This is a genomic window from Candidatus Eisenbacteria bacterium, from assembly GCA_016867495.1.
Lineage (GTDB): Bacteria > Eisenbacteria > RBG-16-71-46 > CAIMUX01 > VGJL01 > VGJL01.
In genome coordinates this window covers 29,779-49,443 of the sequence record VGJL01000005.1, presented here as the reverse complement: position 1 = coordinate 49,443, position 19,665 = coordinate 29,779, and the positions used below count along the sequence as shown (strand labels likewise).

Here is a 19,665-nt window from a genome sequence, read left to right as displayed (position 1 = left end):
GGTCCGGCCGCCTTCCGTCTCAGCGCGAGACCTCGGGAACCTTCTCCTCGAAGAAGAGCTCCTCCCCCCTCTTGGAGATCTTGACCTCGGTCCCCGCTCGGATCTTCCCCTTCATGACCAGCTCGGCGAGAGGATCCTCGATCAGCTTCTGGATCGCCCGCCGGAGGGGACGCGCCCCGAGCGCTGGTTCATACCCCTTGTCGAGCAGAAGGTTCACGGCCCCCGGCGTCATCGTCAAGGCAATGTCGTTCTCCCTCAGACGGTCGCGGACCTGGTTCAGGAGGATCTCGATGATCTTCTCCAGGTCGGGCCTCTCGAGGCCGCGGAAGACGATGATCTCGTCAATGCGGTTCAGAAACTCGGGATTGAAGACCTTCCTGACCTCATCCATCACGGTGGCCTTCATCTGGTTGTACGTCACGTCGGCATCCTGCCGCTGGAAGCCCATCCGGCCCTGGCCGCGAATGAGCCTCGCCCCGATATTGGAGGTCATGATGAGAACCGTGTTCTTGAAGTTGACCTTCCGCTTCAGGCTGTCGGTCAGCTGGCCGTCCTCGAGGACCTGCAGCAGGATGTTGAAGACGTCCGGATGCGCCTTCTCGATTTCGTCCAGCAGGACGACCGAGTAGGGCTTGCGCCTGACTTTCTCCGTCAGCTGCCCCCCTTCCTCGTAGCCGACGTATCCCGGAGGGGCTCCAACGAGCCTCGAGACGGAGAACTTCTCCATGTACTCGCTCATGTCGACGCGGATCAAGGCGTCGGGATCGCTGAAGAGGTAGCGGGCGATCACCCTGGCCAACTCGGTCTTTCCGACCCCGGTCGGCCCGAGGAAGATGAAGGTTCCGATCGGCCGCCTCGGATCGCGCAGGCCAGCCCGATTGCGGCGGACGGCCTTGGCGATCGCCGTCACGGCCTCCTCCTGGCCGATGATGTACTTGCCCAGCTCGTCCTCGAGCTTGAGCATCTTCTCCTGCTCCTTCTCCTCCAGCTTCGCCAGCGGGATCTTGGTCATCCGCGAGATGATGAAGGCGATGTCCTCGCTGGTCACTTCCGTGCGGCGCACGCTCTTGGTGTCGGCCCACTCCTTCTTGAGGCGGTAGTACTCCTGTCTCAGCTCCTTCTCCCGGTCGCGGAACGAGGCCGCCTTCTCGAACTCCTGAGCGCGGATGGCGGCCTCCTTCTCGCTCGCGATCCTCTCGATCTTCTTGTCGAGCTCGTGCAGCTCGCTCGGGACAGTTGACATCGATAGGCGAGCCCGGGAGCCCGCCTCGTCGATGACGTCGATCGACTTGTCGGGAAGATGGCGATCGGTGATGAAGCGGTCCGAGAGCTTCACCGCCGACACGAGCGCCTCGTCCTGATAGCGGACCCTGTGGTGCGCCTCGTACTTGTCCCGCAGTCCCCTCAGGATCTGGATCGTCTCTTCGACGCTCGGGGCCTCCACAAGGATCATCTGGAACCTTCGTTCGAGCGCTCCGTCCTTTTCGATGTACTTCCTGTACTCGTCCAGGGTGGTCGCGCCGATGCACTGCAGCTCGCCGCGGGAGAGGGCCGGCTTGAGCATGTTGGAGGCATCGATCGCCCCCTCCGCGCCGCCCGCTCCGACGATGGTGTGCAGCTCGTCGATGAAGATGATCGTGTCTTGCGACTCGCGGATCTCGTTCATGATGTTCTTCAGGCGTTCCTCGAACTGTCCGCGATACTTCGTTCCGGCAACTACAGATGCAAGATCCAGCGTTATGAGTCTCTTATTGCGCAACAGCTCCGGGACCTTCCCCTCGACGATCTGGGCCGCCAGCCCCTCCACGATCGCCGTCTTCCCGACCCCTGGCTCCCCGATCAGGATCGGGTTGTTCTTCTTCCGCCGGCAGAGGATCTGGATCACCCGCTCGATCTCCTCGGAGCGGCCGAAGATCGGATCGAGCTTTCCCTCACGGGCAAGCTGGGTCAGATCGCGTCCGAACTGGTTGAGGCTTGGGGTCTCCGCCTTCTCCTCCGCCTCCCCCTGGCTCGCCTGAGAGGCTCCCCCGAGCAGCTTCAGAGTCTCGTCGCGGACCTTCTTGCGATCCACGCCCATGTCCATGAGAACCTTCGCTGCGACCCCCTCCCCCTCCCGGATGAGGCCGAGCAGGAGATGCTCGGTGCCGATGTAGTTGTGGTTCAGTTGCCTGGCTTCGTCGACGGCGAGCTCCAGAACGCGCTTCGCGTTCGACGTGAACGGGATCTCGCCGATCGTCAGCGTCCCCCCCGTCTGCGAGACCATGCTCTCAACCGCATGGCGTATGACATCGAGGTCGAGGCCGAGGTTGTTCAGAACCGTGGCGGCGATCCCCTCCCCCTCGCGCAGGAGACCCAGCAGAAGGTGCTCCGTTCCAATCGAATCGTGCTGGAGCCGGCTCGCTTCCTCGCGGGCCAGGAAGATCACCTTCCGAACCCTGTCGGTGAACTTGTCGTGCATCGCTTCCTTCCTGTCGACTGCGCCTCTAGGGCTTGGTCGAGGCCCGCGGCGCGTCCGTGACGCCGAGCCGCTCCTGGATCCACCTGGCCCGGAACTCGGCCCTCTCCGCGGAACCCATCTCCCTTCCGGCCAGCTTCTGCAGGTGGGCAGGCTGGCAGTAAATCAGAAGCTCGTTCAGCGTGCCGATCGAGGGGAGGTTCTCGACCCCGATGGAGTGCCCGAATCGGACGGCCGACAGGAGCGCCACGCACTCCTGCGAGGAGAGAACCCGCGCGTAGCGCAACGTTCCCAGGGAGCGTCCGATCTTGTCGAGCACCTGGGTGCGCGCGTCGCGAAGGAGGCCCTCCCTCGCCTTCGTCTCCATCTCGAGAATCTGCAGGACGACGCCCCGCAGCTTCTCGATCGTCGCCTCCTCGGAAACTCCGAGGGTCACCTGATTGCTGATCTGGAAGAAGTTGCCCACAACGTCGGTCCCCTCGCCGTGGAAGCCGCGGACGGCAAGACCCACCTGAGTCCACGCCGGTCAGGACCTCTTGATCCTCTGCGTCAGAACAAGGGAGGGGAGGTGGACCAGAAGGCTCGCGCGCAGCCCCGTTCCCACGTTGGTGGGACAGGCGGTGAGATAGCCGAACTCCTCCGACCAGGCGAATGGAACGTGCTCGCTCAGCTGATCGTCCAGGGCGTTCGCGGCCTGCAACGCCTCATCGAGCTGCATGCCGCTCTTGAGGCACTGAAGGCGGAGATGGTCCTCCTCGTTGATCATGACGCTCAGCGTCTCGTCCGACGAGATCGCCAGGCCGCGGTGCTTCGCCTCGGAAGTCAGATCGGGCGATAAGAGATGGCGCTCTAGGAGGAAGTGCCGGTCGAGAACCCCCAGCTGGTCGATCGGGCTCATCGAGCCCGGCCGCAGCGCCTCCACCAGTCGCACGGCCCCGACGATTCGCAGGAAGATCGCCTCCAGATCCTCTTCCGAGGCGCGGCCGACGAAACGCATGCCGGCCAGATTGCGCGCGAGGCGAACGCGAGTTGAGAGGATCTCGTCGGCCCGGCTTCCGCTCCCGTTGAGCCACGGGCCGCCCTCGGCGAGCATCCGATCGATCGGGATCACTCCGTCTTCCCCTCGGGACTTGCGGCTGCTCCCTCGATGACCCGAATGCGGTCGCGCAGCTCCGCGGCCCTCTCGAAATCCTCCCGCGCGACGGCCCGCTGCAGCTCCTCCTGGAGGCGGCGGACGGTCGTGCGCGCCCCGGACGGGGCGATCGGCCTCCCCGGGGTCTTGCCGCCGTGTCTAGTCGCGCCGTGGATCCGCCGCAGAAGCCTGCGGAGCTGCAGGTCGAAGGCGCCGTAGCAGTCCATGCAGCCGAGCCGTCCGTGGCGGGTGAACTCGGTATAGCGGAGCCCGCACTTCGAGCAGTGGATCTCCCCGATCTTGGCCGCGCTCTCCGGGTAGAGATTCTCGGCCATCCAGACGAATTGGCTCGCGAGCGAGAGCTTGTCCTGCTCCACGACGCCATGGAGCCCCTTCTCCTCCGCACATGCGGGACAGAGATGAAGCTCCCGCATCTCGTCGTTCTTGAGCTCCTTGAAATGGATCGACGCCTCAGCTTCGCCGCAGACTTGGCACTTCACTCTGTCAACACCTCCGGTGGACGAGCGGCCGAGGCCGAATCCAGGCCGGCCGCCTCGGTCCTCATGCGCCCCCCCACCAACCTACCCCTTCTATCGGCAATCCTCGCCAGGTTCTCGTTGTGCGTCGCGATGACCCAGGCGACTCCCCGCTCCTTGGCCAGAGTATACACCAGCTCATGGAGACGCTCCGCCGTCCCGGGATCGAGGTTGCCGGAGGGCTCGTCCGCGATGACCAGCCTCGGGGACTGGAAGAGACTGCGCGCGACCGCGACCCGCTGCTGCTCTCCTCCGGAGAGCTCCTGAGGCTTGTGGCGCGCCCGATCCTGAAGGCCGACGGTGGCCAAGAGCTCTGCGGCCCGCAACCGGGCTTCCCTGCGAGGAGCGGCGGCGATCAGGCCGGGCATCATGACGTTTTCGAGCGCCGTGAACTCCGGGAGAAGGTGGTGGAACTGAAAGACGAAGCCGATGTGCCGGTTCCGGAAGCTAGCCAGCTCCCGGTCGGAGAGATCGAGGACGTTTCCCTCGGCGAAGCGAATGACGCCGCCGCTCGGCCTGTCCAGGGTTCCCAGGATGTGGAGAAGAGTGCTCTTGCCGACACCGGAGGCCCCCTGGATCGCCAGGATCTCGCCGGCCAGCACATCGAGATCGACCCCCTGCAGCACCTCGAGAACCTCGCCCGCCATCACGAAGCGCTTGGTGATTCCGGAGGCGACGACGATCTTCTCACTCATGCCGGATCGCCTCGACGGGATCGAACCTCGACGCCCACCAGGCGGGGAGGAAGGTCGCCAGGGCGCTGAGCAGCAGCACTGCCAGCTCGATCGCCAGCACGTCCATCCCCTCCAGGCGCACGGGCAAGGTGTCGATGAAGTAGACATCCCCGGGAAGCTTGATGAACTTGTAGCGATCGAGGAGCCAGCAGAGGAGAAGCCCCGCGAGGGTTCCGAGGGCCATGCCCACGGCCCCGACGGCAACCCCCTCGATGACGAAGAGGCGGCGGATCCCGCCCTGGGTCGCTCCCATCGCCTTGAGCACACCGATCTCCCTTCGCTTGACCTTCACCAGCATGATCTGGGAGGAAGCGATGTTGAAGGCCGCGACCAGGATGATCAGGGCGAGGATGATGAACATCACCTCCTTTTCCGTCTCCATCCACGAGAAGAGGTTCGCGTTGAGGGCCATCCAGTCGTTCGTCCTGTACGGGAATCCCCCCGCAACCGCGAGCACCTCCTCCGCCACCTCCGGGGCCTTGTACATGTCACGGACCCTGATCTCCAGGGCCGTGACTCGATTCCCGAGGTCGAAGAACTGCTGCGCCTGCTCGAGATCGATGAAGGCCATCCCCGCGTCGTACTCCCACATGCCTGAGCGGAAGACCCCGGAGAGGACGAAGGTCCTCACCTTGGGGATGAAACCGAGCGGCGTGGGGGCGGTTCCCTTGGGAGAGACGAGCTGCAACTTGTCGCCGACCGTGAGACCGAGGCCGTCGGCCAGGTGGACGCCAAGGATGATCCCCGGAGTCGCCCCGGGCGCCGGCCTCAGCGGCGGCGCGTCCGGAAACGTCTCCACATACGTCATCACCTGCGTCACGAGATCCTCGCGGTCGGCGTCGATCCCCTTGATCACACCCCCATCCGCCTTGCCGTCCGCGATCATCATCGCCTTGGCGTAGACGAACGGCGCCACGGCGACGACATCGGCCACGCCCTCCAGGCGGGCCGCCAGGGAATCGAATTCGGCGATGCCGTCCTCGCCGTAGGCCAGCAGGATCACGTGCGCATTCGTGCCCACGATCCGGTCCTTGACCTCCTTCTCGAAGCCGTTCATCACGGCGAGGATCACGATCAAGGCCATCACACCGAGCGCGACCGCGCCGATCGTTATCAGGGTGATGAAGGAGAGGAAGATCCTTCCCCGATGCGGGAGCAAGTGACGCCGCGCGACGAAGAGCTCGAATCCCACGGGTCAGTCCACGTCGAACACGAGGGGATCCGCCTCGGAGGGCACGCGCGTCGGATAGACTCCCCCGAAGCAGGCGTAGCAGTAGGAGTGGGGCGCGGAGACGGCGGCGCGCAGGTCCTCGATCGATAGGTAGCCGAGCGTCGTCGCGCCGAGGAAGCTCTGGATCTGCTCGATCTCCATCCGGCTGCCGATCAGGTCGACCTTGCGCGGCGTGTCGATCCCGTAGTGGCAGGGATTGATGATCGGAGGGCTGGCGACCCTGAAGTGGACTTCCCGCGCCCCGGCCCGGAAGAGCAGGCGCACGAGCTGCCGACTCGTCGTCCCGCGGACGATCGAGTCGTCGACCACGATGAGCCGCTTTCCCCGGATGATCTCCTCCACCGGGTTGAACTTCACCCGGACGGCATCGACGCGCGATCTCTGCCCGGGACGGATGAAAGTCCGACCCACATAGTGGTTGCGGATCAGGGCAAGCTCGTAGGGCAGGCCCGTCTCCGCGGCGAAACCGAGGGCGGCGCTGTTAGAGGAGTCCGGGATCGACATCACGATGTCGGCCTCGACGGGATGCCGCCGCGCGAGAATGCGCCCGAGCTGGCGCCGGACGGCATTGACGCTTTCCCCGAAGACGGTCGAGTCGGGCCTCGAGAAGTAGATCTGCTCGAAGACGCAGTAGGCGTGCTTCTCTCCCGCCCTGTGCATCCGGCTCTGGACCCCGTGTCCGTCGAGGACGATCATCTCGCCGGGCGTCACGTCCCGGACCGCCTGGGCGCCGAGGATGTCGAATGCGCAGCTCTCGGAGGCGAGGATGTAGGCGCCGTCGAGGTAGCCGAGCGAGAGGGGACGGAACCCGAGGGGATCGCGGTAGCCGATGATCATCCGCTCGTTCATGATGAGGCAGCTGAGGGCTCCTTCCACCTGATCCACTGCGTCGAGAACTCGCTCGGGCAGCGTCTCCGCCCTGGAGCGCGCGATCAGATGCAGGACGACCTCCGAATCGGTGCTCGTCTGGAAGATGCTTCCCTCACGCTCCATCTGGCGGCGCAGCTCGACGACATTCACCAGATTGCCGTTGTGCGCGATCGCCAGCTTGCCAGCTTTGTAGTCGACAAGGATCGGCTGGACATTGCGAAGCTTGGTCGCCTTGCCCGTCGTCGCGTATCGATTGTGGCCGATCCCCATGTGGCCGTCCAGATGCGCGCGCACAGACTCCGGGAAGATGTCAGAAACGAGTCCGAGCCCTCTGTGCACGCGGGTCCTGCGTCCGTTGTGCACGACCATGCCCGCCCCCTCCTGGCCCCGGTGCTGGAGGGCGTAGAGGCCGAAGTAGATCATCTCGGCGATGTCACCCTGTCCGTAGATCCCGAACAGCCCGCACTCCTCATGGAACCCCGAAGTCTCCATCCCCTCTCACCCCGTTGCCCGCGGAAGCCAGGGCGGCGCCAGCGTGGCCGCGACGATCCTGTGATCCTCGAGATGCGGATGGACCAGGAGCCCCTCCCTTGGCCCCCGGCAGCGGGCCGCCTCGATCGTCAGGCGATCGACCTCGGCCTCGTCGAGGGCGTCCCATCGCAGCGCCCAGAGCGTGCCGCGGGCGAGCCGCATGCCGCGATCCCTCGCCTCGCGCAGGGACCTGAGCGGCCGGTCGATGTCCCGCTCGGGATCCCACGCCAGTACGAAACGCCACCTGGCGGGACTGTCGCACCCGGGCGGAACGAGCTCCACGTCGGAAGCGCCGGGCATGCGAGTCGTGGCGACCTCCTTGTTCGGGTTCCACAGCTCGCCGCTCGTCCGCACGAGCGAAAGCCCCCCCTCGACGTCGGCCTCCTCGGACGCCGTCAGCTCCCAGAGCACCCCCCGGCGCAGATCCCTCAGGCGCTCCCCGTAGCCCAGCCAGCGTTGCAGGCAGCTCTTCGCTGTCAGCGCCGTCGGATCGGCATTGCGGAGGGTCACGAGGATCTGCGCCGTGCAGGGCATCGATCAGGCTCCCAGCGCGGCCACGAGGGCTCGAAAGAGCCTCATCCCGGGCCCGGGCGATTCAGGGTCGGACATCGCTTCAGGATCGATCCAGGGGGGGATCTGCGCGCGCAGGACCGCGCGCTCCGGATGGGGCATCAAGGCCAGGACATTCCCGCGCGCGTTGGTCAGCCCGGCCGCTTCAGCCATGCTCCCGTTCGGATTCCAGGGGAACTCCTTCGCTCGAGATCCCTCGGGCGTCCTGTAGGTCAACGCCACATACCGGCCGATCACGCGAGCGATCCCGGCGTCGCGAGTCGTGAAGCGCCCCTCCCCGTGCGCCATCGGCACGGCAAGCGTGGCATCGCCCATGCCGCGCGTGAAGAGGCATCGCTCGCTGGCCTCCGCCGGCCCCAGAAGACTCCAGCGCGTGTAGTAGCCATCCCTCCCCGGCATCCGGTTGGGGGCGAGGACGACTTCCAAGCGCCCCGGTTCGATGCCCGGGACCAGACCCGCTTCGACGAGAATCTGCGCCCCGTTGCAGATTCCTAGGACCGGGGCCCCCTCGCGGGCCCGCGCCGCCACGCAGTCGAGAACGGGCAGCCGGGCGGCCACGGCGCCGGCCCGTATCCTGTCCTGGAACGAGAACCCTCCGGGAATGACATAGGCGCCGAACGCGCCCAGACGCGATGCGGGCTCGTTCCAGCGTACGATCTCCCCCCGGCCGCCGGCCAACACCACGGCGCGCAGCGTTTCCCTCTCGCAGTTGCTTCCCGGCAACTGCAGGACCGCGACCGCCCTCCTGAGATCTACATTCCCTCGATCCATGGCCCCAGCCTTCCCGCCCACCCTTCCCAGAGGAGACGGACTTCGAGGTCGAAGAGCTCGCGGCCTCTCTCCCTTGCCCTAAACCGCGGCGCGGCGATCACCTCTCCCACTCGCAGCGTCTCGACCTGCGCCGCCGCCATGACCCGGCGATACTCCGCTTCCCGCTCCGGGTCGATCTCCAGCAGGAATCCGCCGCTCTCGGAGAGGAGCGCTTCCTCCGCGCCGAGAGCGAGCCTCGTCAGGTCGAGATCGAGTCCTCGGCCCGTGGGCCCTTCCTCGACGAAGAGAGTCTCGATCGCCCCTACAAGAAGCCCGCCTTCGGCGAAGTCGTGGCAGGCGGTCACGAGGCCCCGCTCGATGGCGGCGAGGACCGCCCACGCCCGCGCCCCTTCCTGCCTCATGTCGTGCCTCGGCGCGACACCGGCGCCGCCCAACAGGTCGAGGGCTGGAGAGCCGCCGTAGGCCGGCTGCAGATCCGCAACTAGATGAACGAGACGCCCCGCGCGGGTCATCTGAGGCCGCAACGATCTCCGCCAGTCTTCGAGCGCCCCGAAACAGGCGATGATCGGCGTCGGCTTGATCCTCCTCCCCGCGGCCGACTGGTTGTAGAACGATACGTTGCCGGAGACGACCGGCAGCGCCAGCGAGCGGTCTTCCGGCAGGCCGAGGGCGACGCAGGCGTCGCGCATGCCGCGCAGGGCCTGCTCGAACTCCCAGAGGCACTCGGGATCCTCCGGCGAACCGAAGTTCATGCAGTCCGTCAGGGCGCGAGGCCGCGCCCCCACCGCCACCACATTGCGCACGGCCTCGAGGACCGTGGCCGCGGCCCCGTGGTAGGGATCGAGGTCGCACGCCCGCGCCTTGCCGTCCATGCTGACGGCCACGCCGAGCCTGCATTCAGGGATCGGCCGACAGACGCCCGCGTCCGCCTCTCCCGGGCGCAACAGCGCCTCGCCCCTCACCTCCGCATCGTAGTGCCGGTAGATGTGCTGCCTGCTGCAGAGCGAGGGATGCCGCAGCAGGGCTGCGACGAAGGAAGCCCAGTCGCCAGGAGGCCGCAACGCGTCGCCCCTCTCCTCCACCACGCGCGGCCGGGTCGGCCGGGTCAACACCGGGGTGTCGCGCACGACATCGAAGGGGAGATCGACGATGAGATCGCCCTTCCAGTAGACCTTGTAGCGTTTCTCCGCGCTCACGCGTCCCAGCAACGCGGCGCAGGCCCCCGGATAGACGCCCGGAAGATCGAACGCGTCGTTGTAGAGGGCCAGCACCTCCGGGACCACTCGCGACGGGAGGGCCCAGACGAAGCGCTCCTGGGTCTCGCCTACGAGCAGGTGTTCCGGGGGGATCGACGGGTCGGCGGCCGGGATTCGCGTCAGGTCGATCTCGAGGCCGAATCCCCCGGCGACGGCCAGCTCCGAGGAGGCCCCACCGAAGCCGCCGGCCCCGAGGTCCTTGAAGCCGGCGGAGCATCCGCGCTCCGCGAGGAGGTCGCAGACTGCCCGCGTCGCCTCGACCAGTACGCGCTTCAGGAAGGGATCGTGGATCTGGACCGCCCCGAGATTCCGCTCGGCCGCTTCGCTGTCGAGGATCTGCGACGCGAAGGAGGCGCCTCCCAGCCCGGAGCGATCGGTCGGTTTCCCGACCAGGACGATCTCGTACGGCTCCCTCCCCGCCTCCTCCGGGACCCGGCTGCGGATGATCCGATCGGCGGGGGCGATCCCGACGGCGACGACGTTGACGAGGCAGTTGTCGTCATAGCATGGATCGAAGTCGACATCGCCACCCAGGTTCGGAACTCCCAGGGCGTCGCCGTACTCCCAGATCCCGCGAACGACGCCCCGCGCGACGCCCCGCGCGATCTCGCCGCGCGGCCCGTCCAGATCGCCGAAGCGCAACCCGTCGAGCACGCCGATCACGTCCGCGCCCATGCAGTAGACGTCCCTGACGATCCCTCCGATTCCTGTCGCGGCCCCCTCCACCGGCAGGAGCTGCGAGGGATGGTTGTGGCTCTCGTGGGCCACGACGAGCGCGTAGCGCCTCCCGTTCCAGACTCCGAGGTCGACGACCCCGGCGTCCTCCCCGGGCCCCAGAAGGACGTGGGGCGGCAGCGGAGGGAGGAGCTCGCGCAGGAACCGCCGGCTGCTCTTGTAGGAGCAGTGCTCGCTGTAGGCGACATCGATGAAGAAGGCCTCGGCGGGCGTGAGGTCGCGGCCCAGCTTCCGGGCGACGGCCCGCAGCTCGTCGAGGCCTGCCCGGATCCCCGCCCGGAGCAGCTGTTCGGTCGCCTCAGACTCTGTCGCCTCGAGCAGGCGCAGCCGGTCCGTCATCCGCGACCCCATGCCGATGACAGGACGCGGTCGAAGATCGGATCGAGGTGAGCGTAGAAGGACTCAACGTCGAAGAGGCGCTCCATGCCGCCGGCCCCAAGGACCGCGAGGACTTCCCCGTCGGCGAGGAGCCTCTCGCGGAACGAGTCGCCTTCCTCCCAAGCGGCCATCGCGTGTTCCTGCACGCGGCGATAGGCGCGCTCCCTGTCCCCCCAGGCTTCGGTGAGGGCGAGGAGAACCTTCTGGGAGAAGATGAGGCCGCCCGTCGCCTCCAGGTTGCGTCGCATCGCGTCAGGCCGCACACCGAGGTTCGCGAGAACGAACCTCATCCGGTCGATCATGTAGTCCAGGACAGTGCATGAGTCCGCGAAGACAACCCGTTCCGCGGAGGAGTGGCTGATGTCGCGCTCGTGCCAGAGGGGCACGTTCTCGAGCCCCACCAGCGCGTAGCCCCGCAACAGGCGCGCAAGACCCGCGATCCTCTCACAGAGGATCGGATTGCGCTTGTGCGGCATCGCAGAGGAGCCCTTCTGCCCTTTGCCGAAGGGCTCTTCCAGCTCTCGAACCTCCGTCCTCTGGAGATGTCGGACTTCCAGCGCCCAGCGTTCGCAGCTTCCACCCATCCCCGCGAGGACGGAGAGCAGGTGGGCGTGACGATCGCGTGGGACGACCTGCGTCGCCACAGGCTCCGCCTTGAGCCCCAACCGCAGGAGCACGGCCTTCTCCAGATCGGGCGGCAGATGGGCCGCCGTACCCACCGCCCCCGAGAGCTTGCCGAAGCCTATCCCCTCACGAGCCTCCTCCAGGCGTCGCGCCTGCCTCTCGGCCTCGGCGAACCAGCCGAGCAGCTTGAATCCGAATGTGATCGGCTCCGCGTGGACGCCGTGGGTTCGTCCGACCATGGGGAGCCGGCGGTGGCGTGTCGCCAGATCCCGCAGAATGCTCCCCAGCCCCTCCCAGGCCGCCAGCAGCTTCCCCACCGCCTCATCCAGCACCAGCGCCTGGGCCGTGTCGACGAGATCCGAGGAGGTCATTCCGTAGTGGAGCCACTTCTTCTCGGGGCCCAGCTCCTCGCCCACGCTGGTCAGGAAGGCGATGACGTCGTGGTGCAGCGTCTCCTCGAGCTCCAGGATCCGCGATGGCCGCGCTTGCGCCTTTTCGCGAACCGCGGCGGCCGTCCCCGCCGGGGCCATCCGCATCTCCTCGAGGATCTCGAGCTGCGCGATCTCGACGCGCAACCATGTGGCGAAGCGATGCTCGTCAGAGAAGAGAGCCCCCATCTCGGGGCGTGTGTAGCGGGCGATCATCCCGGCCTGGCTCCTCTGCTCGGAACCGCCTCGAGCCGTATCTGCACATCCCGCCTGCTCCCCGCCCGCTCCACGCTCAGGGTGATCCGGTCGCCGACCGCGGCTCCGAAGATCAGCCTCTGGGCCTGGCTCAGCCGCGAGACGCTCTCCCCGTTCACGGCGAGGATCAGGTCGCCGACGACGATGCCCGCCCGATCGGCCGGGCTGTCGTTCTCGATCTCCCTGACGAACAGTCCATGCCCTTCCCGGAGATTGAAGTAGGCGGCGAGGTAGGGCGTCACCTCCATGACTGTCAGTCCGATCCAGATGCGTCTGACCTCTCCGTACTGCAGGATCTCCCGGACGACCCGCTCGGCGACATTGATGGGGATTGCGAAGCCGATCCCGAGGGAGCCGCCCGACTCGGTGAAGATGAAGGTGTTGATCCCGATCACCTTCCCCTCGCCGTTGACGAGAGGGCCGCCGGAGTTGCCCGGATTGATCGCGGCGTCGGTCTGGATCATGTTCTTGTAGATCCCCTCGGTCCCCGACGAGGGAGCGATATCGCGGTTCTTGGCGCTGATGACGCCCGCCGTGACGGTCGGCTGATAGTCGTTCAGAAGGAAGCCGAACGGGTTTCCAATCGCGATCGCCCACTCGCCAACGACGATCTCGTCCGAGTCTCCCAACGGACATACAGGCAGCGACTCGCCGCTGATGCGCAGGACGGCCAGGTCGTAGTTCGGATCCGATCCGATGACCCTGGCGTCGAACGTCCGTCCATCGGTGAGGGTCACCTTGATCTGTTCCGCCTCGCGGACGACATGCTCGTTGGTCAGAACGATGCCGTTGCGGTCGATGATGAATCCGCTCCCGAGACCGGGGACCCGCTCGCGGTAGATGGGTCCCGGGAGGTAGCGGTCGAAGAAGAAGCCGAACGGATCGCTCGCGGCCCGGCCGCGGACATAGCGCGTTTGAACGACGCTGATCGAGACGACCCCCGGACCCACCGCCCCGGCGGCGGCGACAATCGCGTTGCTCCGCTGCTCGCCGATGCCGGCGGCGCCGGAGGGTCCTCTGCCGGGAGGCGTAATCGCGCCGGAGTCGTTCTCTGCAGCTTCCCGCACGGAGTCGGCGACCACGCCGGTCTCAGTCCCATTGCCTCCCGGGGGAGGGGTCGGCGACCTGCCGTGCCAGAGGGTCCACAGGAGGCCCCCGGCCAGGATGCCGCCGGCGAAGAGAAGGAAGGGAAGGAAGGAGCGAAGCCGCGTCGATCCACCCGTATCAGACGGATCTCTCATCGCCGATCGGCCTTCAGCCTTTCCTGCGCCTTCCGCCAGTCATCGAGGAAGAGCTGGATCCCGCGATCGGTGAGGGGATGCCGGAAGAGCGCGTCGAAGACGGCTACGGGCATCGTCGCGACGTGCGCTCCGGCCAGCGCGGCCTCGACCACATGCATCGGGTGGCGAATGCTGGCGGCGAGCACCTCCGTCTCGAAGTCGTGCACCTCATAGATCTCCACGATCTGCCTGACGACATCGAGCCCCTCCTGAGAGATGTCGTCCATTCTTCCCACGAACGGGCTTACGAAGGTCGCGCCGGCTTTCGCGACAAGGAGGGCCTGCGCGGGGCTGAAAACCAGCGTCGCGTTCGTCTTGATTCGCTCTTCGGCCAGCGCATGGATGGCGCGAACGCCCTCGCGCGTCATCGGGACCTTGACCACGACATTCGGGGCGATCGTCGTCAGATGGTGCGCCTCGCGGATCATCCCATCGAAGTCCTCGGCGATCACCTCTGCGCTCACAGGTCCGTCGACCGCCGCGCAGATCTCGGCGAGCGTCTTCTGCCAGTCTCCCGCCTCCCTGGCGAGGAGCGACGGGTTGGTCGTCACGCCGTCGACGACGCCCAAGCGCGCCGAGGTTCGAATCTGATCCAGATTCGCGGTGTCGAGAAAGATCTTCATTGGATCTCCTTCCCCTTGGAGCAGGCAGAATAGCACAGGCCCCCCAGTGACGAAACGGGGGGCCGGACCCCGTGTCCGGGCCGGTTTGTGCAGAATTCGGGTCGGCCGTGCAGTTTGCATCGCGCGGCGCTCCGGGCGAGGTCCGAGGCCCGCGCCAGAGCGCATCCGAGGCGGAACAGTTCCTGCAACCGATTCTTCGCGTGAAGCACGGGATCCTGCCAGCGTTGTTCGCGTTGCTCCTCGCCCTCCCGGCCGGGGGCACGCGGCGCGTCGAAAACTATCCCAAGGTCCTGGCCTACTCCTGGGCCATAGGCCTCCTTCCGGAGGCGACGCGAGACACGCTGTCCTGGTACGACGTCCTCGTCTGCGCCGACCGCCCGGAAGTCCTCTCCTCCCTCCGCCAGAAAAACCCCGGCCTCCGGTTTCTGTGGACCTTCTCGCCTCAGTTCGTCACGCTTCCGGCCGGCGAGAATCCCTGGTGGATCGCCGACACGCTCTGGAGCGTCAGCCGTCTCTTCCAGTTCTACGCCGAGAAGAACGACTGGTACCTGCGGGATACCGCCGGGCGGCCCATCGAATCCGGCCCGCACCGGGTCGTGAACTGGACCCGCCACTGCCCGCCCGGGGTCTACGGAAGCTCCAGGGGACTCCGGGCCGCCGAGTGGATCGCCTCGGTCGCCCTGCCGGCGATCGCCCTCTCCGGGCGCTACTGGGAGCCGTGGTCGTGGGACTCCCGTTCCGCCTACAACGGCGTCATGTTCGAGACCCTCGTCGACTGTCTCGGTTCCTACGGATGGCAGCCCTACGCCAATGCCGACCCCGATCGCGACGGGGCTCCCGACGGCGTCTACAGCGTCTGCACGGACGGCGGATGGCAGGATCCCCTCTCTCTCCTCTTCCGCGAGGAGAACGAGATCTTCTACTCCCGGCTGCGGGATCGCTTCCCGGAGAGCTTCGCTTTCCTGATGAACGAGAACCACCAGTTCATCGGCCCGTGGTGGTCGACGCGTCTCTCGGGGATGAAGCTCGAGAACTGGATGCGGCCCTCGAACCCGAGCTGGTTCACATGGTGGGATCAGTTCTATGGTCTCACCCCGCCGTGGGAGCCGGGGTCGAACTGGGGGGCCGGCTACGCGTGGACGGAGGCTTCCTTCGACAACGGGGCCGAGGATCATCAACGCGGATGGGATCGCTCCTTCATACAAGCCTGGATCGAGCCCGGCCGCTCTGCTCAGGAGAACGAGAGGCAGATGCGGTGGGGGCTGGGAACGGCGATGCTGGGGGAGGGTTACTTCTGCTACACCGCCGACCAGCGGATGCCCGAGTGGCCGGGCGAGTTCGACTACGACTTCGGCCAGCCGATCGGCGACTTCCAGCGAGAGCTTCCCGGCGGCGCCGACACCCTCTACGTCCGCCAGTTCACCAGGGGCATGGTGGAGGTGAATCCCAACGACGCCTCGCTCGGAGGCGTCGGTCCCCGCGACAGCCGCTTCACCTTCTGGTTGCCGGTCGAGGATCTCGCCGCCGCAGCGCTCGGCCCCCGCTCCATCCGGGCGACCTGGACCGCGCCGGACGGGGAACGCAACGAGGCCGACTCGTTCGAGCTTCGCTATGCCACGCAACCGATCACCCTCGAGAACTGGGACGCTGCGGCTCCGTACCGAGGCAACCCGATCCCAGCCAGCCCCGGCGCCGCGATCGCGGCGGAGATCGACGGACTCGACGACGGCCGGACCTACTTCCTCGCCGTCCGCACCCGGACGCGCGGACGGCTCGAGCCGGTCCTCTCCAACCTGACCAAGGTCGCGACGCCCGCCGAAGTCGATCGCGTCCCCCCCGGCCAGGTCCAGGGACTGACGGCATACGGGGGGTCGCAGGACTGGATCGATCTCGAGTGGATCGCCCCGGGTGACGATGGGACGGAGGGAAGGGCCGCTGCCTATCTCCTGCGCCACCTGGCGGGAGAAATGATCGAGACGCAGAGCGACTGGACGAGAGCGACGCCCGCGTCCGGCCTGCCGGCTCCCGATGTCGCCGGCGCTCGTCAGTCGTTCCGCCTCTCGGGCCTCGCGGCGGGGACCGCCTATGGCGTCGCCATCCGCGCGGTGGACGAAGCAGGAAATCTCTCTCCCCTTCCGGCGCGCTTCCTCGTGGCGACATCGCCGCCGCCCCCCGTCGATCGGACGCCCCCGGCCGCCATCCTGGACCTTGCGGCGGCCGGTCCCGCCCCCGGGCTCCTGCTCCTCGGCTGGACCGCTCCCGGCGACGACGGGACGGCGGGACGAGCCGATCGCTATGAGATCCGTCTCGCCGACGGGCGGGAAATCCTCACGGAGGCAGATTGGCTCGAGGCGACCGAGGTTGGAGATCCGCCCGCGCCGGCCGATCCCGGCGCCGCGCAGGCCTGCAGCCTAGCCTCCCTTCTTCCGGGCATGCAGTACGGCGTCGCCCTCCGCGCGTATGACGAGGCCGGCAACCTCGGCGCCCTCTCGAATCCCGTTCTCGCGCGCGCCGGTCCGAGCGCGCCCCCGCCCGAGATCGACACCACGCCCCCGGGAGTCCTGAGCGCCCTCCTGGCGGCCTCCGTGAGCGACACGCATGCGGTTCTCCAGTGGACCGCGACGGGCGACGACGGGAGCGCGGGCAGGGCGGCCCGCTACGAGGCCCGCATCCTCGAAGGCGAAGCGATCGAGAGCGAGGAGGCGTGGGCGCGGGCCGGAGTCCCCGATCGTCTCCGTTTCCCGGCCCCCGACTCCTCGGGAGCGCTACAGCAAGGGGAGATCGGCGCTCTCCGTCCGGCAAGCGAGTATGGGATCGCCCTCCGCGCCGTCGATGAGGCGGGGAACATCGGTCCCCTGGGCGCGGCGCTCCTGCTCCAGACGGCGTTCACGGAGAGACCCGACACGATCCCGCCCGATCCGATTCTCGATGCGCGCGCGGCCAGGGTCGACTCCGCCTCGGTCACCCTTCTCTGGACGGTCCCCTCGGACAGGGGCAAGAGGGCGGCCATCGTCCGCTACCACCTCCGCATCGCTTCGACCTCCCTTGCGGACGAGAGGATCTGGGAGGAAGGCGAGGCTTACGCGCCGCTCCCCTACCCCGCGGAGTCGGGGACGGCCGACTCCGTCGCCGTGGCTCGGCTCGCCCCTTCGACCTCCTACGCCTTCGTCCTGCGCTGCGAGGACGAGGCCGGGAACCTCTCGCTCCCCTCGAACATCGTCCGGGCGACGACCTCCACGCCGGCGCTCCCTCCTTCACCGCCCGCCGCGATCAGCGACTTCGTCCTCGTCGCTTCGTGGAGCGACTCGGCGCGCCTCGCTTGGACGGCTCCAGGGGACGAGGGGGAGTCGGGACGGGCATCGCGCTACGAGGTGAGGCTGAGAACCGACGCGCCCATCGAGACGGAGGACGACTGGCTGCTGGCAGAGGTCGTGGAGCAGCCGCCTCCGCCCGTCCCGGCTCCCCCGGGAACCAGGGAGGAGTGGACCCTGCGGGGCCTTCAGGAGGCGAGGGGCTACGCGCTCGCCGTCCGCGCCGTGGATGACTCCGCCCAGATGGGAGGCCTGTCGAATCCCCTCCGCTGGACGACGCCGCCATCGGCGAGCGTCACCGCGTTCCCGATTCTCGATCTGACCAGTCCGGCTCAAGGGGAAGACTGGTGCGATCTGAGATGGAGCGCACCCGAGACCGATCCGCCGGGGGGAGCGATCAGGGGCTATCGCTTGGGCATCCTTGCCGGAGCGCAGGTAATCGCGACGGAGGCCGACTGGTCCCACGCGGAGATCAGAACCGAAGGGCTGCCCGATCCCGCGTCTCCCGGATCGGAAGCGACGGCGAGGATCGGGGCCCTGCGCCCTTCCAGCATCTATTCGATGGCCGTGCGCTCCGAGATCGCTCCGGCCGCCTTGAGCCCGATCGGCTCCGGGATTCTCGTCACGACGGCTCCGGCCGAGGAAGGGGATCCGGAGGGCCTCGATCCTCCTCCCGCGCCGATCGCCGACCTGGCGGCATCGCGGGTCGGGCCCGATTGGGTCGATCTCGTCTGGACCGCGGTCGGCGAGGATAGCTTAGACGGCATCGCCGAGGCCTACGTCCTAGGGCGGAGGATCGAGGCGCCGCTCCTGAGCCATGAAGACTGGAACGCCGCCGCTGTGTCGACCGAAGGACTTCCCCGCCCCGCCCTCCCCGGACGGCAGCAGGCGCACCGCGTGACGGGTCTCGCCGCGGGCCGGGAGCACGCCATCGCGCTGCGCGCCGTCGACGCGGCAGGCCGTATCTCTCCGCTCTCGACGGGCATTCGCGTCCGGACCTTCCCCCACACGCCGGTTCCGCCGGCCGCGGCCGAGAGCCTCCGCGTCTTCGTCCTCGGGCAAGGAAGGGCTCGCATCGACTGGCTCCATGAGCCGGCCGACGGCGACACGCTTCCTCCCGCCTCGTGCCTGCTCGCGGTCGCCGTCGCGCCGATCACCGCTGAATCATGGCCCGCGCTCGCGAAGATCGCCGTGACTCCGCGCGCCGGAAGCGATCGTCAAGAGGCTGAAGTCAGCGGCCTCCTGGCGGGCACGGAATACTGGATCGCGGTGCGGGTCCGCAGCGCCGAGGGCCTCTTCTCCGCCCTCTCGGATCCGATCTCGTTCACGACCTCCGGGGGCGACCTCTCCCCTCCCGATCCGCCGGACGGCCTCCGGATCGAGCAGGGCGAGACGAATGGGATGGTCCGACTGAGCTGGCGCCCGTCGCCGGCGCCCGATCTGGCGGGATACTGGATCTACGGGCAGCTGCCTGAAGAGAACTGGGGCCGCCTCATCGACAGCCCCCTGCCGCCGGAAACGACCACGGCTCTCGTGCCGGAGGGATGCGCGGCTTACGCTCTCAGCGCGATCGATCTCGCGGGGAATGAGGGAAGCCTGAGCAGTCCTGTCGCCCCGCCCGCGCGGGCGAGCCTTGTCGTGCGAGGACCCTACCCTCATCCGGTGGAGGATCGCTGCCGCCTCGAGATCGAGACTCCATCAGGCGACGCCGCGGCGCGGCTGCTGATTCGCGTCTACGACCTGCACGGAACAGAGGTCAGGACTCTCTTCGACGATGCAGCGGCCGGCTCGGCCGCCCTCTCGGTTCCCTGGGATCGCCGCGACGATGACGGACGGACCGTCGCGCCGGGATTCTACGTCATCGTGACGAGCCTCGGAGAACGCAAGTCGCACAAGCGGATCTTCGTCTCGCCCTAGTCGTCCAGAGGCGTTCGACACGCCCTCG

14 protein-coding genes are annotated in these 19,665 nt (G+C 67.5%); 1 reads left to right on the top strand and 13 read right to left on the bottom strand.

What is annotated here, in order from left to right; translation table 11 throughout:
• Positions 1-19 precede the first annotated feature (19 nt).
• From FJY88_01910 to fsa, 13 genes are read right to left on the bottom strand one after another with little or no spacing between them, the layout of a single operon-like run.
• Positions 20-2,458 carry an ATP-dependent Clp protease ATP-binding subunit gene (locus tag FJY88_01910; GenBank protein MBM3286095.1) on the bottom strand — a complete coding sequence of 813 codons (2,439 nt, stop codon included), beginning with the start codon at positions 2,456-2,458 and terminating at the stop codon, positions 20-22.
• A gap of 25 nt (positions 2,459-2,483) precedes the next feature.
• On the bottom strand, positions 2,484-2,966 hold the full coding sequence (locus tag FJY88_01905) for a hypothetical protein (GenBank protein ID MBM3286094.1): 483 nt from the start codon (positions 2,964-2,966) through the stop codon (positions 2,484-2,486).
• A gap of 15 nt (positions 2,967-2,981) precedes the next feature.
• Positions 2,982-3,566: a hypothetical protein gene (locus tag FJY88_01900; protein MBM3286093.1), complete on the bottom strand. Its 585-nt coding sequence runs from the start codon at positions 3,564-3,566 to the stop codon at positions 2,982-2,984.
• Positions 3,563-4,087, bottom strand: coding sequence for a hypothetical protein (locus tag FJY88_01895; GenBank protein MBM3286092.1), 525 nt, complete (start codon positions 4,085-4,087; stop codon positions 3,563-3,565). The genes FJY88_01900 and FJY88_01895 overlap by 4 nt, the downstream gene beginning before the upstream one ends.
• Complete coding sequence (locus FJY88_01890; GenBank protein ID MBM3286091.1) at positions 4,084-4,818, bottom strand: ABC transporter ATP-binding protein; 735 nt, start codon at positions 4,816-4,818, stop codon at positions 4,084-4,086. Before FJY88_01890 ends, FJY88_01895 begins: the two co-directional genes overlap by 4 nt.
• Positions 4,811-6,049 carry an ABC transporter permease gene (locus tag FJY88_01885; protein ID MBM3286090.1) on the bottom strand — a complete coding sequence of 413 codons (1,239 nt, stop codon included), beginning with the start codon at positions 6,047-6,049 and terminating at the stop codon, positions 4,811-4,813. The genes FJY88_01890 and FJY88_01885 overlap by 8 nt, the downstream gene beginning before the upstream one ends.
• Before the next feature lie 3 nt (positions 6,050-6,052).
• Positions 6,053-7,450, bottom strand: a complete 1,398-nt coding sequence (locus tag FJY88_01880) for an amidophosphoribosyltransferase (GenBank protein MBM3286089.1) — start codon at positions 7,448-7,450, stop codon at positions 6,053-6,055.
• A 6-nt stretch (positions 7,451-7,456) separates the two neighbouring features.
• Positions 7,457-8,023: a hypothetical protein gene (locus tag FJY88_01875; GenBank protein ID MBM3286088.1), complete on the bottom strand. Its 567-nt coding sequence runs from the start codon at positions 8,021-8,023 to the stop codon at positions 7,457-7,459.
• Positions 8,024-8,026: 3 nt separating this feature from the next.
• Entirely contained in the window at positions 8,027-8,830 is an 804-nt protein-coding gene (purQ, locus tag FJY88_01870) for a phosphoribosylformylglycinamidine synthase I (GenBank protein MBM3286087.1), read from the bottom strand.
• On the bottom strand, positions 8,812-11,172 hold the full coding sequence (purL, locus tag FJY88_01865; GenBank protein MBM3286086.1) for a phosphoribosylformylglycinamidine synthase subunit PurL: 2,361 nt from the start codon (positions 11,170-11,172) through the stop codon (positions 8,812-8,814). The genes purQ and purL overlap by 19 nt, the downstream gene beginning before the upstream one ends.
• Complete coding sequence (locus FJY88_01860; protein ID MBM3286085.1) at positions 11,157-12,467, bottom strand: adenylosuccinate lyase; 1,311 nt, start codon at positions 12,465-12,467, stop codon at positions 11,157-11,159. The genes purL and FJY88_01860 overlap by 16 nt, the downstream gene beginning before the upstream one ends.
• The gene (locus FJY88_01855; protein MBM3286084.1) at positions 12,464-13,747 is read right to left on the bottom strand and encodes a trypsin-like serine protease; all 1,284 of its coding nucleotides are present in this window, start codon (positions 13,745-13,747) and stop codon (positions 12,464-12,466) included. The genes FJY88_01860 and FJY88_01855 overlap by 4 nt, the downstream gene beginning before the upstream one ends.
• Positions 13,744-14,409 (bottom strand): fructose-6-phosphate aldolase, encoded by a 666-nt coding sequence (fsa, locus tag FJY88_01850; protein ID MBM3286083.1) that lies wholly within the window; start codon positions 14,407-14,409, stop codon positions 13,744-13,746. The genes FJY88_01855 and fsa overlap by 4 nt, the downstream gene beginning before the upstream one ends.
• Before the next feature lie 224 nt (positions 14,410-14,633).
• Here fsa and FJY88_01845 point away from each other — a divergent pair, with 224 nt between their 5' ends.
• Positions 14,634-19,637 carry a hypothetical protein gene (locus FJY88_01845; protein MBM3286082.1) on the top strand — a complete coding sequence of 1,668 codons (5,004 nt, stop codon included), beginning with the start codon at positions 14,634-14,636 and terminating at the stop codon, positions 19,635-19,637.
• The last annotated feature ends 28 nt before the right edge of the window (positions 19,638-19,665 follow it).

Coding starts and splice junctions, on each gene's coding strand:
- FJY88_01890 (MBM3286091.1), bottom strand. CDS start 4,818: ATGAGTGAGAAGATCGTCGTCGCCTCCGGAATCACCAAGCGCTTCGTG.
- FJY88_01860 (MBM3286085.1), bottom strand. CDS start 12,467: ATGATCGCCCGCTACACACGCCCCGAGATGGGGGCTCTCTTCTCTGAC.
- purL (MBM3286086.1), bottom strand. CDS start 11,172: ATGGGGTCGCGGATGACGGACCGGCTGCGCCTGCTCGAGGCGACAGAG.
- FJY88_01910 (MBM3286095.1), bottom strand. CDS start 2,458: ATGCACGACAAGTTCACCGACAGGGTTCGGAAGGTGATCTTCCTGGCC.
- fsa (MBM3286083.1), bottom strand. CDS start 14,409: ATGAAGATCTTTCTCGACACCGCGAATCTGGATCAGATTCGAACCTCG.
- FJY88_01880 (MBM3286089.1), bottom strand. CDS start 7,450: ATGGAGACTTCGGGGTTCCATGAGGAGTGCGGGCTGTTCGGGATCTAC.
- FJY88_01875 (MBM3286088.1), bottom strand. CDS start 8,023: ATGCCCTGCACGGCGCAGATCCTCGTGACCCTCCGCAATGCCGATCCG.
- FJY88_01855 (MBM3286084.1), bottom strand. CDS start 13,747: ATGAGAGATCCGTCTGATACGGGTGGATCGACGCGGCTTCGCTCCTTC.
- purQ (MBM3286087.1), bottom strand. CDS start 8,830: ATGGATCGAGGGAATGTAGATCTCAGGAGGGCGGTCGCGGTCCTGCAG.